15 protein-coding genes are annotated in these 15,019 nt (G+C 67.6%); 5 read left to right on the top strand and 10 right to left on the bottom strand.

The window, feature by feature from the left end; translation table 11 throughout:
• Positions 1-48: 48 nt before the first annotated feature.
• Positions 49-774, top strand: coding sequence for a nucleoside phosphorylase (locus BLW38_RS13325; RefSeq protein WP_092817704.1), 726 nt, complete (start codon positions 49-51; stop codon positions 772-774).
• Between the two features lie 92 nt (positions 775-866).
• Here the strand turns inward: BLW38_RS13325 and BLW38_RS13320 are convergent, their stop codons facing one another.
• The 5 genes from BLW38_RS13320 to BLW38_RS16340 form a co-directional block, all read right to left on the bottom strand.
• Positions 867-2,150, bottom strand: coding sequence for an NAD-binding protein (locus BLW38_RS13320; RefSeq protein WP_092817703.1), 1,284 nt, complete (start codon positions 2,148-2,150; stop codon positions 867-869).
• A gap of 89 nt (positions 2,151-2,239) precedes the next feature.
• Complete coding sequence (locus BLW38_RS13315) at positions 2,240-3,073, bottom strand: Sjogren's syndrome/scleroderma autoantigen 1 family protein (protein ID WP_092817702.1); 834 nt, start codon at positions 3,071-3,073, stop codon at positions 2,240-2,242.
• Positions 3,074-3,166: 93 nt separating this feature from the next.
• Complete coding sequence (gene sufU, locus BLW38_RS13310; RefSeq protein ID WP_092817701.1) at positions 3,167-3,586, bottom strand: Fe-S cluster assembly sulfur transfer protein SufU; 420 nt, start codon at positions 3,584-3,586, stop codon at positions 3,167-3,169.
• A 98-nt stretch (positions 3,587-3,684) separates the two neighbouring features.
• Complete coding sequence (locus BLW38_RS13305) at positions 3,685-4,962, bottom strand: aminotransferase class V-fold PLP-dependent enzyme (protein ID WP_092817700.1); 1,278 nt, start codon at positions 4,960-4,962, stop codon at positions 3,685-3,687.
• A 7-nt stretch (positions 4,963-4,969) separates the two neighbouring features.
• Positions 4,970-5,134 carry a hypothetical protein gene (locus BLW38_RS16340; protein ID WP_177167510.1) on the bottom strand — a complete coding sequence of 55 codons (165 nt, stop codon included), beginning with the start codon at positions 5,132-5,134 and terminating at the stop codon, positions 4,970-4,972.
• 70 nt (positions 5,135-5,204) lie between these two features.
• Between BLW38_RS16340 and BLW38_RS13300 the strand changes: the two genes are divergently transcribed.
• From BLW38_RS13300 to BLW38_RS13290, 3 genes are read left to right on the top strand one after another with little or no spacing between them, the layout of a single operon-like run.
• Positions 5,205-6,119 (top strand): substrate-binding domain-containing protein, encoded by a 915-nt coding sequence (locus BLW38_RS13300; RefSeq protein WP_245710230.1) that lies wholly within the window; start codon positions 5,205-5,207, stop codon positions 6,117-6,119.
• 53 nt (positions 6,120-6,172) lie between these two features.
• Complete coding sequence (locus BLW38_RS13295) at positions 6,173-6,880, top strand: ABC transporter permease (RefSeq protein WP_092817718.1); 708 nt, start codon at positions 6,173-6,175, stop codon at positions 6,878-6,880.
• A gap of 2 nt (positions 6,881-6,882) precedes the next feature.
• Positions 6,883-7,647, top strand: coding sequence for an amino acid ABC transporter ATP-binding protein (locus BLW38_RS13290; RefSeq protein ID WP_092817717.1), 765 nt, complete (start codon positions 6,883-6,885; stop codon positions 7,645-7,647).
• Positions 7,648-7,880: 233 nt separating this feature from the next.
• Here BLW38_RS13290 and BLW38_RS13285 read toward each other — a convergent pair whose 3' ends face one another.
• Both BLW38_RS13285 and BLW38_RS13280 read right to left on the bottom strand, forming a co-directional pair.
• Positions 7,881-8,255 carry a NifU family protein gene (locus BLW38_RS13285; protein ID WP_092817698.1) on the bottom strand — a complete coding sequence of 125 codons (375 nt, stop codon included), beginning with the start codon at positions 8,253-8,255 and terminating at the stop codon, positions 7,881-7,883.
• A gap of 95 nt (positions 8,256-8,350) precedes the next feature.
• The gene (locus BLW38_RS13280; RefSeq protein ID WP_092817697.1) at positions 8,351-8,695 is read right to left on the bottom strand and encodes a DUF5783 family protein; all 345 of its coding nucleotides are present in this window, start codon (positions 8,693-8,695) and stop codon (positions 8,351-8,353) included.
• Positions 8,696-8,811: 116 nt separating this feature from the next.
• Between BLW38_RS13280 and BLW38_RS13275 the strand changes: the two genes are divergently transcribed.
• Positions 8,812-10,014, top strand: coding sequence for an inorganic phosphate transporter (locus BLW38_RS13275; protein WP_092817696.1), 1,203 nt, complete (start codon positions 8,812-8,814; stop codon positions 10,012-10,014).
• 9 nt (positions 10,015-10,023) lie between these two features.
• On the opposite strand, the gene BLW38_RS13270 is transcribed toward BLW38_RS13275, so the two are convergent.
• From BLW38_RS13270 to BLW38_RS13260, 3 genes are all read right to left on the bottom strand, one after another.
• On the bottom strand, positions 10,024-12,156 hold the full coding sequence (locus tag BLW38_RS13270; RefSeq protein ID WP_092817716.1) for an ArnT family glycosyltransferase: 2,133 nt from the start codon (positions 12,154-12,156) through the stop codon (positions 10,024-10,026).
• Between the two features lie 162 nt (positions 12,157-12,318).
• A complete protein-coding gene (locus BLW38_RS13265; RefSeq protein ID WP_092817695.1) occupies positions 12,319-13,545 on the bottom strand; it encodes an extracellular solute-binding protein in 1,227 nt (408 codons plus the stop codon).
• 38 nt (positions 13,546-13,583) lie between these two features.
• Positions 13,584-14,762 carry an alpha-1 4-glucan-protein synthase gene (locus tag BLW38_RS13260; RefSeq protein ID WP_092817694.1) on the bottom strand — a complete coding sequence of 393 codons (1,179 nt, stop codon included), beginning with the start codon at positions 14,760-14,762 and terminating at the stop codon, positions 13,584-13,586.
• Positions 14,763-15,019: the final 257 nt, after the last annotated feature.

Raw genomic sequence — 15,019 nt, 5'->3', positions numbered from 1 at the left:
GTGTCCGACTTCCGCACCGTTTTTCTTCCGTCCCGCGGACGGGTTGATATGGGTAAACAGCCGCACCTGCTCGTCGAGGAGGGCGACGTCGAGTCGATCGCGATCGTTCCCGGCGACCCGGGTCGCGTCGACCGCATCGCAGACCAGTGTACCGACGTCGAGACGGTCTCCGAGAACCGCGAGTACAAGCTCGTCAACGCCACCTACGAGGGTGTTCCGCTCACGATCTGCTCGACCGGGATCGGCGGTCCCTCAGCCGCGATCGCGCTCGAGGAGCTGGCGAACGTCGGCGTCGAGACGGTCCTGCGCTGTGGCACCTGCGGCGCGCTGCAGTCGGACATCGAGATCGGCGACATGATCGTCGCCAACGGCGCCGCCAAGGAGGAGGGAACCTCCAAGCGCTACGAGTCGGCCGTCTATCCGGCGGTGCCCGACTACGGAGCCCTGTCGGCGCTGGTCGACGCCGCCGAGGCGAACGACGAGGCCGTCCACGTCGGGCCGATCGTCTCCGACGACGCCTTCTACAACGAGAGCGAGGATTTCGTCGCCGACTGGGAGGCCGCGAACCTGCTTGCGATCGAGATGGAGGCGGCGACGCTGTTCGCGCTCGCCCGCCGGAAGGGGCTCCGCGCCGGCGCGATCTGTACCGTCGACGGCAACCTCGTCGAGGGGACACAGAAGGGTGCCGACTCCGACGACGAGCTTCCCGCGAAGGCGAAGAACAACGTCGAGCGGGCGATCACGCTGACGCTCGAGGCCGTCGCGGCCTTATAAGCCCTTCCGACGCCGACGGTCTCGTCGCTGGTGGCGACTTCGTGGCTATCCACGGCCTCGTTGCCGTCCACACCCGGGATATCCACAGCTCTTCAGTCCGGATTTTCACCCCGGTTCCCGGTGGGTGACTCATCGTCGAGGTACTCCCCGTCCGGCGGTTCCTCGTCCGGATCGACGGCGTCGGACGGATCGTCGCTTTCGTCCCCGCCGGCGGACTCGACGCCGAGCCCCTCGTCGTCCATGATCTCCTCGGCGACCGCCGTCGAGTCCGCGCCGAACGCGGAGTCGACGAGGAGGTGGCCACCAAGCGTCGCGGGCGAGATGACGTCGTCGGCCCCGGCCCGCCGGAGTTTGTCGACGTTCTCGCGCTGGGTCGCGCCGGCGACGATCCGCACCTCCGGATTGAGCTGGCGTGCGGTGAGGATTGCCAACGCGTCCTCGGCGTCGTCATTGGTGGCCACCACGACCGCGCGGGCGTCCCCGATCCGGGCCGTCTCGAGGGGCCCGACGTCGCTGGGATCCGCCGCGAGCACTGCGACGTCGCGGTCGGCGAGCCGGCTCGCGTGGCGGTCGTCGTCGGTGACGACGACGTACTCGATGTCGCGCTCGATGAGTTCTTCGAGGATCGGTTCCGTCAGGTCCCCGTAGCCTAACACGAGGACGTGGCCGTCGAGGAGGTCGAACTGTCGTTGTGTCATTCTTCCGAGTGCCTTCGAGAGTTGCGCTTCGATCGCCGGCGTCAACAGGACCCCGAGCGCGACCGCGAACGCGGCCACGTTGATCACGAGCACCGAGATCCCGAACATCCGGCCGATCGCGCTCGCCGGGGCCACGTCGCCGTAACCGACCGTGGAGGCGGTCACCACCGTGTAGTAGAACGCATCGACGATCGAGTTGATCCCGGTGAACTCCTCGCGCAGCGCGAACGACCCGAACGTCCCGTAGCCGACCGCGGTCACGAGCGCCGTCCCGGCCGCCAGCTGCGTCGGCGAGGGGCGGTACGTCCGCGTGAACCGATCACGATTGACGACGAGCGCCGGGATGGAGACGATCGAGAGGGCCACGAGCGGGAGCGAGACGACCGAGACCTGCAGTAGGCCCTGGATCCCGGTGAGCGGCAGCAGGATCGCGGTCGAGTAGAGGCCGACCCGGTAGCCGCGTTTCAGCGCGTAGCCGCTCGCCAACATCGCGAAGCCGGTGAGCGTCCCGGTGAACCCGACCGTTTGCCGGACGATGTCGGGGATGTACGGGGAGAGCGGTCCCGCGACGCTCACCCCCGAGATGTGGAGCAGCCCGACGACGATCGACAACACCGCGACCGCGAACGTCAACACGATCGACGCCCGCACGGTCACCCACTCGCGGCTCAGCTCCATACCCGTGGGAGACGCAGGATCGACTTAAAAGGTATGCGGCGTCCTCGCCGTGGATGCTGCCCTGTTCCCGACCGACGACGTCGGTGGCGCTACCGATCCAGCGCGTCGAGCGCCTCCGCGGCCTCACGGACCGCCTGCAGCCGTTCGCGAGCACGGCGGGGATCGTCGGTTCCCTCGGCGGCCTCGGCGAACCGGCGCACCGTTCGGGCCAGCGACTCGCGGGCCGCGTGGAGGTCCTCGGTGGGCGTGTCGGCGCTCGCCGTGGACGATGTCGTGTCCGCGGCGGTCGCTGCCGCAGCGTTCCGTGTCGAGTCGTTCGGCGCGACGTTCCCAGGCGTGCCGGCGGTCGGCGTGACGTCCGTCGGTGCGGAAGTGGAACCACTCGCCGCGGCGTCGATCTCGCTCCCCGCGCCGGTTGCAGACCCACCGGCCGAGGCGGTTCCGTTCTCGGCAGCCGGTTCGGCGGTTCCAGTCGCTCCGTCGTCGTCGATATCGATCTCGGTCGGGGAGTTCCCCGTTTCCGTCCCGGAAGCGGTTCGGTCGGGTGATCGACCGCCGGACGGGTCGATCGCCGCAGCGTCGGCCGCATCAGCATCACCCGCCGCAGCATCGGCCGCATCAGCATCACCCGCCGCAGCATCGGCCGCATCAGCATCACCCGCCGCAGCATCGGCCGCATCAGCGCCGGTCGCGTCGGCAGCGGCCGCGTTCGCGGTCCCTTCACGCGAGCACGTCGGGCAGAACTCCTGGCCGTTGTGTCTGAAGATCGGATCCCCGCAGGCGTCACAGTGGCTGTTGGTCATCGTTGCACCCTTCAACAGCAGCTCCGACATGTGCTGGGTGTGTTCGCGCTTCTCGCGGTCCCGCTCGAACTTCTCCCGAAGCTTCTCGCGTTCGGCCTCCTTGTCGAACTCGTCGCTCATGGTTGGTGAGAGGGCGTCGATCCGCAAAAGTTCGGCGGGCTCGACCGCTCGGCGGAAGGGGTGGTTCGGTCCCGTCGGTGGGACGGGGCCGGCTCAATCCTCGGTCTTCGTCCGATCCACGTCGATCTCGCCGCGCTCGATCTTCACCCCGTCCTGGGCGACCTGCCGGCCCAGCACGGCGCATTTCACGCGCATCGGCGAGATGTCGACGCCGAGCATTTCGGTGATGTCGTCGGTACCGAGCGCCTCGAGCTCCGCGATCGTCATCCCGGCGAGCCGCTCGGAGAGCATGCTGGCCGAGGCCATCGAGATGGCACAGCCGTCGCCGGTGAAGGCGACGGCCTCGATCGTCTCGTCGTCGTCGGCGAGCCGGATGTCCATCCGGATGGTGTCCCCGCAGGAGGGGTTCTCGCCGACGTGCGTGACGTCCGGATCCTCCATCTCCCCGTAATTACGGGGGTTCTTGTAGTGATCGAGGATCTGCTGTCTGTACATGTCCGAGCCCAGTCCCATACTGCTTCTGGGTAGCCGGCTCGCCGGGAAAAGCGTTCCGCAGCGGGGCGTTCACCGCGCCATATCGGCGTGAGACTGCTTCCAGTGGCCCGTCCCGCTCAGGCGAACAGCTCGCGCGCCTCGTCGACGGCGTCGATCAGCGCGTCGACCTCCTCGACGGTGTTGTAGACGTAAAAGGACGCGCGGGCGCTTGCGGCCGCGCCCAACTTATCGTGGAGCGGCTGGGTACAGTGGTCGCCCGCCCGGATCGCGACGCCGAAGTCGTTGAGGATGCTCGAGAGGTCGTGGGCGTGGACGCCCTCGACGTTGAACGAGACGAGCCCGCCCCGACGGTCGCCCGGCGGCCCGTAAACCGTCACGTCGTCGAGCTCGCTGAGACGCTCGTGAGCGTAGGCCGCAAGCAGGTCCTCGTGGGCGCGGACGTGCTCCATCCCGATGTCGTCGACGTAGTCGACGGCGGCCGCGAAGGCGATCCCCTGGGCGATGCTCGGGGTGCCCGCCTCGAACTTCCAGGGGAGGTCCTCCCAGGTTGACTCCTCGTAGGTCACCCGGCGGATCATGTCCCCGCCGTACAGGAAGGGCTCCATCGCGTCGAGCAGTTCCTTCCGACCGTAGAGCGCGCCGATCCCGGTCGGGCCACACATCTTGTGGGCCGAGAACGCGAGGAAGTCGGCGCCCAGATCCCCGACGTCGACCGGTCGCGTCGGCACCGACTGGGCACCGTCGACGAAGAGGTATGCGTCGTGGTCGTGGGCGAGGTCGGCCAGCTCGCGGATCGGGTTGATCGTCCCGAGCGCGTTCGAGACGTGGACCGCCGAGACCATCGCCGTCGAGTCGTCGATGCACTCGGCGGCGTGGTCCATATCGAGCGTTCCGTCCTCCTCGACGGCGATGAACCGGACGTCGGCGCCGGTCCGCTTGCCGACCTGCTGCCAGGTGACGAGCGAGGAGTGGTGTTCCATCTCGGTGAGGACGACGCTGTCCTCGGGGCCGAGCTCCCGGAGTCCCCAGGCGTGTGCGACGAGGTTCTCCGCCTCGGTCGTGTTCTTCGTGAACACGATCTCCTCGCGGCCGTCAGCGCCGATGAACTCGGCGACGCGGTCGTGGGCCTCCTCGTAGGCGACGGAGGCCTCCTGGCTCAGCTGATGGATGCCCCGATGCACGTTCGCGTTGTAGCCGCGGTAGTAGTCGGCGATCGCGTCGACCACCGGGTCCGGCGTGTGCGTCGTCGCCGCGTTGTCGAGGTAGACGAGCGGCGTGTCGTCCTCCGGTCCCTCGCCGGGCGTCGTGGGATCGCCGCCCACCCGCCGGTCCAGGATCGGGAAGTCCGCTCGAACCGACTCGACGTCGAAGGCGTACCCTTCCTGTCGCTCCATTACCCGCTCATTCGGTCTCGAGCACCAACACGCCTTCGGTCCACGGTGGATCGGTTCGGCGGGTCGGTTCGGCGGCCACCGGCGGCTCGATCACGCGTGGTTCGCCTGCAGTCGCCTCGATCGCCGTTCGGTCCGGTGATTCGATCGTCCCCGATCCCGTATCACCCGTCACGTAACGATATCTGGGATCATATATTCGGAAAGAACTAAGTATGTTGTCGAAAGCCGTTGTATCACAAACGATGCAACGACGAGATTTCCTCGCTGCGACCGCCGGTGGCCTGTCGCTGGGTGTTGCCGGCTGTCTCGGCGGCGCCGACGAGCAGACCGCGGGTGTCGCCGGCGAGACGCTGACGCTGACGACGACCACGAGCACCTACGACACCGGCCTCCTGAGCGAACTCAACGCGCCCTTCGAGGACATGTACGGCGTCACGGTCGACTCGGTCGCCCAGGGGACCGGCGCGGCCCTGGAGACGGCCCGGAACGGCGACTCCGACGTGGTGATGGTCCACGCGCGGTCCCTCGAGGACGAGTTCATGCGCGAGGGGTACGGCGTGAACCGCCGCGACCTGATGTTCAACGACTTCGTGATCGTCGGCCCGTCCGCCGACCCGGCCGGCATCGAAGGGATGGGCTCGGCGACCGAGGCGTTCGCCGCGATCGCCGAGGCGGGCGCACCCTTCATCTCCCGCGGGGACAACTCCGGGACGCACACGAAGGAGCTCGCGATCTGGGAGGCCGCCGGCGCCGAGCCCGGCGGCGACTGGTACCAGGAGACCGGCCAGGGGATGGGTGAGGTGCTCAACATCGCGAACGAGCAGGGCGGCTACACGCTTTCCGACCGGGGGACTTACCTCTCACAGCAGTCGGAGATCGACCTCACGATCCTCGTGCAGGGCCCCATCGAGGGCGGCCCGGAGCTGCTCGCGAACCCCTACGGGATCCTGGCGGTCAACCCGGCGGTCCACGAGGACGTCAACTACGACCTGGCGATGGCCTACATCGGCTACATCACGAGCCCGGAAGCCCAGGATCTGATCGCCAGCTACGAGGCGAACGGTGAGCAGCTCTTCTTCCCGCGCGCGCTCTCGGAGGACCCGAACTTCCAACAGTACGTTCCGGAAGGGTGGAGTGCGAGCGGTTCCGAAAGCTAACCGTGTTCCTCGAACCGATCGCATCGCTCGTCTCCGGGGGTCTTTCTCCGGCGATCGCACCGCCCGCTCGCTCGCTCGTGCCGCTCGTCTCGTTCCCCTTCGAGACGGTCTACGTCCGCAGCATCGTCGCCGTCTCGTTGTACGTCAGCCTGTGTGCGGTCCTCGCGAGCACTCTCGTGAGTCTTCCGGTCGCGTTGCTCGTCGGGTTCAACGACTTCCCCGGAAAGGGACTTCTCACCGCGGCGATCAACACCGGGATGGGGTTCCCGAGCGTCGTCGTCGGGCTCGTGGTGTTGTTCGCCGTCTCCAGCCAGGGGCCGCTCGGCGAGCTCGAGCTGATGTTCACCCGCGAGGCGATGATCCTCTCGCAGTTCGTGCTCGCGACGCCGCCGATCACGGCGATCTCGCTGGCCGCGATCGACGGCGTCGACGGGGGTGTCCGCGACGCCGCACGCGCGCTCGGCGGGACGCGACTCGACGTGGCACTCGTTACGCTCCGGGAGGCTCGATACGGGATCGCCACAGCGGTGCTTGCGGGGTTCGGCCGCGCGATCAGCGAGGTCGGGTCGGTACTCATCGTCGGCGGCAACATCGCGGGCGTCGACGGCGTCTCCAAGACGCGGACGCTCACGACCGCGATCCAGCTCGAGGCCCGCCAGGGCCGCTACGAGACCGCGATGGTGCTCGGTATCCTCCTCGTCGTGCTCGTGTTACTCGTCAACGGGATCGTGGTGCGGATCGGCGACGGAGGGGTCCGGTGATGGTGCTTCGCGCCCGCGATGTCGCCGTCTCCTACGGGGACGAACCCGTTCTCGAGGGGCTCTCGGTCGGAGTCGAGGCGGGCGACGTGCTCGCGGTGATCGGTCCCTCCGGGGTCGGCAAATCGACCTTGTTGCGCCTGCTCGCGCTCGCCGAAACCCCGGACGATGGCACGGTCGAACTCGACGGCACCGACGCCTGGGCGCTCGACAACGGCGATCGGCTCCGACTCCGCAGGCGGATCGGGATGGTCTTTCAGGAGGCAAACCTCTTCGACGCCTCCGTCGCGCGGAACGTCGAGTACGGGCTGCGCGTCCGGCGGCTCTGGAGCGACCGCCTCCGCGACTGGGCCGCCTCGATCGTCGGGCCGTCTACCCCCACTGACGCCGTCACGGAGGCCCTCTCGGTCGTGGGACTCGCCGATCGTGGCGACCAACCGGCCGGATCCCTCTCGGGCGGTGAGGCTCAGCGCGTCTCCTTCGCGCGGGCCCTGGCGTACGACCCCGACGTCCTGTTGCTCGACGAGCCGACCTCGGATCTCGACCCGCGGAACACCGCCCTCATCGAGGAGGCGGTCTCGGCGGCCCGTGACCGGGGGATCGGCGTCGTCCTCGCCACTCACGATATGCATCAGGCCGAACGCGTTGCGGACCGTGCGGCCGTGCTGCTCGGCGACGGGATCGCGGAGATCGGTCCGACCGATCGGGTCTTCGAGGATCCGAACGATGACCGCACCCGGCAGTTTATCTCCGGCGAACTCGTGTACTGACGCCCGTTGAGGTCGTGTACTGATGGCGTCGAACTCGTATACTGACGCCCGTTGAGGTCGTGTACTGATGGCGTCGAACTCGTATACTGACGCCGGCGGGTGGTTCCGCGGCGGCTCGGCGATCGTAACCGTCCGATCGATCGTCGATCGGCGACCATCCGACCGTGGCTCACGCTCTTCGTCGATCCACGATGGCGGAAAAACGACTCACTCCTCGAGGGTCGGCGTCGACCTCAGAACGGGGCCTGCGGCCCTTCGTCGTCCTCGCCGTCGTCGCTCGTCTCGCCCGGGAAGGAGGGGGACATCCCGCCGCTGCTCGTGCCGCCGAGGTCCCCGTCCGCGCCCGAGCCCATCCCGGTGTCGGCGTGAACCGTCTCGATCTCCGGGATCTCCTTGACCATCCGGGACTTGATCGCCTGGATCGTCATTGGGGAGATGCCGCAGCCCGAACACGCGCCGCCGAGCTGGATGTGGACCTCGCCGTTCTCTCGGTCGAGATGGCTGATCGCGGCGTCGCCGCCGTGCATCTGAATCTGCGGGAAGTTGCGCCGCAGGAAGTTCGTGATCCGGTCGCGAAGATCGTCGGTGTCCGCCGCTTCCGTGCTCATACTGCCTGGTTGGCGGTGAACCGGCTTATGCCTTTGGTTCGGACCGGTATCCGTCGCCGTCAGCCGGTTCGGGTCGGGTTCGGGAGCGCCTCACCTCACTCCACTGATCCCTCGTCGTCGGGACGGTCGACGCCGAAGACGCGGTACAGTTCCGACTCGATGCGGTCGACGTAGATCTCCAGGGTCTCCGCGAACTTCTCGTCGTCGACGAGCGCACCCTCGAAGCGTTCACGCGGGTTCTCGGGGAGTTCAACGACGAACTCGCCGTCCTCGTAGAACGGTTCGGACTCGTTCAACACGGTCTGGTCGATCCCGTGGATCAGCTGTGAGTCGTACCGCTCGTTCATATGGTTGAACGCGTTCTTGTACGCGCGCTGCAGTTCGGTGAAGTAGTTGGCGTACTTATCCTCGAACTTCTCGGGGTCGAAGTCGGCGCTCATACCCTGTCGTGGGCATCGATCGGGGAAAAGTCGGCCGGTCCGACGTCGGCCGGTCGACCTCCGCCGGTTGGAGCCGACCTGATCGACTTATATATCGTGATCCGATAGTCACGTCCGTGTCGGAATCGTTGCTCCTCCTCGTCGGCATCGTCGTCGCCGCGTTCGTTGGGATCAACATCGGCGGCTCCGGAACCGGCGTCGCGTTCGGGCCGGCCGTCGGCAGCGACCTGATATCCAAGGTCGGCGCGGGCGCACTGATGTCGGTGTTCGTTCTCGGCGGCGGCTGGACCATCGGTCGTCGCGTCGTCGACACCCTCGGTGCCGGCCTGCTCCGCGGAAATCCCTTTACCCTGGAGACGTCGATCGTCGTCCTCCTGTTCGTCGGCGGAGCGCTGTTCGTCTCGAACCTCTTCGGCGTCCCCGCCTCGACGTCGATGACCGCGGTCGGCGCGATCGCCGGACTCGGGGTCGCGCGCGGCACGCTGAACCAGGGGGTCGCCCTCGAGATCGTCGCCTGGTGGCTCGTCGCCCCCGTCGTCGGGTTCTGGGTCAGCGCCGTCGTCGGACGCTACTGGTACGAGCGGCTCGCAGCGACCCTCTCGATCGACCGCACGGGCGGGTTTCCGGCCCGGATCGATCGGTCGGGGCGCGTCCCGACGGTGCGAACCGCGCCGTCGGCGACGACACGCGAGCTGATCGGCGCCGTCGTCGTCCTTGCGATCGCGTGTCTCAATGCGTTCTCGGCCGGCGCCTCCAACGTCGCAAACGCAGTTGCCCCGCTGGTCGGGAGCGGTGATCTCTCGATGAACGCCGGCGTGTTGCTTGCCGCCCTCGCGATGGGCGCCGGCGCGTTCACGCTGGGCCGACGTACCCTTGAGACGATGGGGAACGACCTCACGGAACTCCCTCTGACCGCCGCGCTCGTCGTGTCGCTCGTCACGTCGGCGCTCGTCGTCGGGCTCTCCGCGCTCGGGATCCCCGCCTCCTTCGTCGTAATTGCGACGATGAGCATCGTCGGACTCGGGTGGGGGCGGGCGACCCGACTCCAGGAGCGTCCCGATGATCCGTCCACGCACTCGACGGAGTCCGGGACGCCGGAGACGGAGTCGGACGCGACTGAGGAGGTGGCGGTGGACGCGACCGTAGACGTGACTGAGGATTCGACGGTGGACGTGAACGCGGCGCCGGCGGACGCGCTCAGCATCGCCGACCTGTATAAACCGACGACCACCGCGCGCGTCGTTCTCCTGCAGAACGCCGTTCCCGTGGCGGCGACGATCGGCTCCTACGTCGTCTTTCGGGCTGTGCCCGCGCTATAGCGTCGCCGGTCACTCGGTGGCTCTGACGGTCGTCTCGAAGTTCACACCGTCGAGGTGTGCGTCCGGATCGTCGGGGATGTACGTCCCGTCCGTGCCGCACTCCCGAACGAGCGTACAGACGGACCGTTCCGGCGGCCAGATCGCCTCGACGGCGGCGTCGGTCGTCTCCTCACCGGCGTCATCGCCGGCCGTCCCGGCCTCGGCGGGACGAACCGTCGCCTCCTGGCGGTACGTGAGTGTGCCCCCGTCGGGTTGGACCAGCGTGATCGTGAGCACGACCGACTCGGCGTCGTCGCCGATCGGGATCATCTCCGAGCCGGAATCCGTGGGTTCGGCGCCGGCGGCTTCAGCACCGGGGAGTTCGACCCCTTCAGGCGTCAGTCGCCAGTTGACCGTCATCGACTCCCCGGGATCGGCGATCCCGTATCCGAGATACGCCGACTCTCCCGTCTCGCTCGAGAGCCGAACCCGTGCCCGGGAGACGCGGTCGGGGACGCCGACGGTCGTCCGCGCCGTGAGCGTGGATCCGCGATGGACGTCGAGCGCCTCGAGTTTCGGCCTCACGTGCTGATCGGGGTCCGCGGTCCACTCGCCCTGGTAGGTGAACCGGTGGTACTCGCGGTCCGGGTACGCGTCGATCACGGTGAAGTCCGCCACCGGATCGCGATCGAGTGCGTACACCACCGGCCCGTCAAAGCCGGGGTCGTTCCGGAGATACTGGAAGGGATGGTTCTGCCAATCGCCGTATGGCGTCGGAACGAAGACGAGGTCGTCCTCGAACGTGGTCGACTCGATCGGTTCGTAGGCTGCCTCGTACTTCTCGGTCTGTGTCGCGCTCCGCTCCAGCGGTTCGGACACGAGCGAGGCCGTGACCGAGCCCGCAAGCACCAGGCCGATCACCGCCGCTCCGATCGCGAGCACGCGGACGGCGCGAGCTGCACGGTCCGCGTCTCGACGATCGAACCGTGCGGCTCGGGCGGCCGCCCGGTCGGACAGTCGGCGCCAGCCGACGACGGCGGCGAGGGCCGCAAAGACGGACAGCGGCACGAGGAGGTCGAAGTAGTAGATGGGACCGATCACCGCGATCAGTCCCTCCGTCGGATCGCCCATCTCCCCGAGGACGTTGTAGTTCCCCCAGAACGCGAGGTTCGCGAGCGGGACGGTCACGAGGACGCCCGCCAGCAGGCCGCCCGCGGTCCGGCGAACTCCGTCTCCGGACGTCGAAGCGACCCACCGGCGCGCCGCGATCGCGACCCCCGCAAGCGCCGCCGCGCTCCCGATCCCGCCCGCGGTCATCCACCGTGTGAGCAGATACTCGACGACGTGCCGGTTCGCTTCAAGCGCCAGCTCCGGCGTGTACTCGATCGAGTGTCCGAGGATCCGTCGGCGTCCGAACCCGGGACCGTCGAGCGGGGCGAACACCTGATACGGGAAGACGAGCGGCGACCCGGTCAGCACCCGGTTGTACGCGAGCGTGACGCCGACGAACAGGAGCCCGAGCGCGCCGGTGAGCAGGTTCCGTCGGATCGGATCGGGAAGATCGACGACGTTCGACCGCGCCGTCGCCAGCGTCCCCCGGCCGGTCGCCCGAAGGGTCGTCACCAGTGCGTGCAGAACGAACGGTGCGGCAACCGACACCGCCGTATAGGGACGCGCGAAGAACGCGAGCCCGATCGCGAGCCCGGCGACGCCGGCCCACCGGAGCGATCCGTCCCGAACGCCGCGCAGATACGAGACGATGAACAGGAGGTTCAACGCCGCTGTCGGCGCGTACGGGAGGAAGACCGAAGTCGTCACGAGCGCCATCGGTGCCGCGGCGAAGGCGACCGCCGCGACGAGCCCGACGCGGCGATCCGCGACCATCGATCCGAGTCGGTAGACGAGGAAGACGTTCGCCGCGGCGATGGCCGCGAGGGTGACCCGCGGCTCGCCGACCAGCGCCATCGCGACCGCGTACATCGCGGCCGGCACCGGGGTGTATTTGGGGTAGAGCCGGTCGCCGTCCTCGATGAAGAACCATGGATGGAACGCGTCGGCCAACTCGCCGGGATACAGCGCGAGCTGCCCCTCGAGCAGCATCGCGGCCTGTTGGAGGTAGACGCCCTCGTCGTGGTTGCTCGAGTGATACGCGAAGACGGTCATCGCCACGACGAACACCGCGATCCCGGCGATCGCCGCGACGCCGAGCGCCGCAAGGGTTTCTGGGGGCGTGCGGCGGATCCGTGATCGGAGCCGCCGCTGGACCCTGCGGCGAACACGTCCGATCGCGGAGCGAACCCGGTCCGGCACGGCGACGGTTCGTCCTTAGAGCGCGCCCACGTCGCGCATCAGGTCGACCGTTTCTTCGAGGTTCGACAGCTGGGCGAGGTCGATGTCCGGCACGTCGAGTTCGTCGATCGTGGGCAGATCGCCGATCGGATCGACGTCCGGGATCAGCGGGTACTCGAAGGTCGACCGTGCGAAGTAGTCCTGTGCCTCCGCCGACAGCAGGTGGCGGATGAAGTTCTCGGCCAGCGTCGCCTCGTCGGTCGCCTCGACGACCGCCGCGCCGGCGACGTTGAAGACGGCGCCCGCGTCGCCCTCGGTGAAGGCGGTCGCGATCGGCGCCCCGGGGTTCCCGTCGAGGACGCGCTGGATGTAGTAGTGGTTCGTGAACGCGGCGTCGATCTCGCCGTCGGCGATCGCCTGGCAGGCGGCGAACTCGTCGGGATACTCCTGGATGCCGGCGTCGAGGACGCCCTGGAGCCACTCGCGGGTCGCCTCCTCGCCCTCGATGATCCGCATCGCGGTGACGAACGCCTGACAGGAACCGTACCGCGGTGCCCAGCCGAGGTCCCCGTCGAACTCCTCGGGATACGCCATGATGTCGTCCGGGAGGTCTCCCTCCGAGAGGGCGTTCGTGTTGTACGGGACCGTTCGGGCGCGCCCGGACGTCCCGATCCAGTTCTCCGTGTGGAACTCGCCGCGCACGAGGTCGGTTAGATCGCTCGAGAGGGACGCGGCGTGGCCCGCGTCCGCGAGCGCGCCGAGCGACCCGGCGTTGACCGAGTAGAAGACGTCGGCCGGCGTCCCGGCGCCCTCGTTGGCGATCTGGTTGACGAGGTCGGTCGATCCGCCGTACCGAACGGTCAGATCGAAGTCGTCGTACAGGTCGTCGATGTAACTCACGATCTCCCCGACGAGGAACTCCCCACGACCGGAGTAGACGGTGAGTTCACCCTCGAGATCGGGCATCTCCGCCATCGGCGTGCCGCCGGGTGCGTCACGTCCCGCCCGTCCGGATCCGATCTGTCCGACGTCGGAGCCGGGATCGGTGTCGCCGTTGCCGCCGCCGTTGCCGTTCCCATTGCCGTTCCCGTTTCCGTTCCCGTTTCCGTTCCCGTTGCCGCCGCCGTTCCCCGTACAGCCGGCGATCCCGACTGCGGCCAGCGTGCCGGCGCTCGCGAGGAACCGCCGTCGATCCGTCGATCGCTGTGAATCCGTCGCGGTCCGTCGATCGTCGTCTCGTCCGTCGATGGAGTCGTCGGCCATATTTTTAGGTTTACCTAAAACAATATATACCCGTCGGTTCAGTTCCCCGCCGCCGTCCGCGCGTCCCGCGACCGGCTCACGCCCTCGAGGCCGTTGAGTGTCTCGAGGCAGTCGAGCCACTCACACATATGTTCGCCAACGTGGTTGAAGAACGCGCCGTTGTTGTACGATTCGTAGTCGCCCTCGGCGAGTTCCCGACCCATCGCCGCGAAGACGTCCGCGTAGGTATCGGCGTCGCCGCCGACGTCGTCGATGATCTCGTAGAGGTGTTCGTTGAGCTCGAGACCGGCGACCTCGTTCGTCAGGTCGTCGAAGGTCGACCGCGGCGCCTTGTTGTGTTCACACAACGGGTAGCCGTTGTAGATCGTCGTTCCGAGCACGTCGCAGGCTCGCTTGAGGAACACGCCGCTCCAGATGTCGTCGAATCGACCGACGTCCCACTCGTTGTCGTCCATCGGCAGCTGGTAGAACGCCGGGATGACCTCCCGCTTGAACGCGAGGTTCATCGAACAGACGGTGAGGTAGTTGCCCTCGGCCGCGACGAAGTCGCCGGTGAAGTCCGACCGACTCGTTCGCGTCTGCGCCTGTCCTTGCAGGTCGCCGTCCATCAGGATCCGGACCGCGTCGAGGTCGGGGACGTTGGTCCACAGCCCCTGGGACGCGACCACGTCGTCGACCGTCTCCGTCGACGTCTCGACCGTCTCGTCCATCGCCGCGTAGGGGTACCCGCGCGGATAGAGTCCGTGTTCGTCGGCGTTCTGGTGGAGCACGTTCACCCAGTCCTCCGAGGAGGACACCGACTCCACCTCGCCCTCGAACGCGAGGTTCTCCATGTGGCGGCCGAAGAAGTCGTCTTCGGGCTCCGGCAGCGTGTCGTCATCGATGAAGAAGCCGTACTCGAAGCGGTCGTGGGCCCACATGTACAGCAGACCGAAGCTCGTCTCGGCGTGGCTGGCAGCCGGCACGAGGTGGCCGTACTCGGCGATCCCGTTCTCCTCGTACCACTCCTGGCGACGCGTCCCGTCGAAGACCTCGCCGGAGACGCCCTCGTCCTCGAGCATCGACGCCATCGCGTCCGTCTCACAGAAGTCCTCGGTCACGAGCACGACGTGGAGTCGCGAGAGGTCGAACCCGTTGTCGCGCGCGTTCTCGAAGTACGTCCGCATACACTCGTACTCCCGGATCGTCGGGACCACGACGCAGATGTCCTGAGTCATTCATCCCCGTCTCTTTAGGGCTGCCTAAAGAATGTGCCGGGATCGGACCGTTCATCGAGACTTTGTCACACCCGACGGTTCCGGTACCGTCGCTATCGGCGGTTGCGTCGATTCGCTCCGATCGGGGACGATGATGCGATTTACTATCGCGATATATGATTTATAACGGAGTCCTCGCCAGATCCGTCCGCCATCGACTGGTGTCCAGATACCCACCCCATATGGCCACGAATGCCGATTCCCCTGGTGGTCCGCCG

Source organism: Halopenitus malekzadehii, assembly GCF_900108505.1.
Classification (GTDB): Archaea; Halobacteriota; Halobacteria; order Halobacteriales; family Haloferacaceae; genus Halopenitus; species Halopenitus malekzadehii.
Note: the sequence above shows the minus strand (reverse complement) of the source record. Positions and strands in the feature narration are given on the sequence as shown.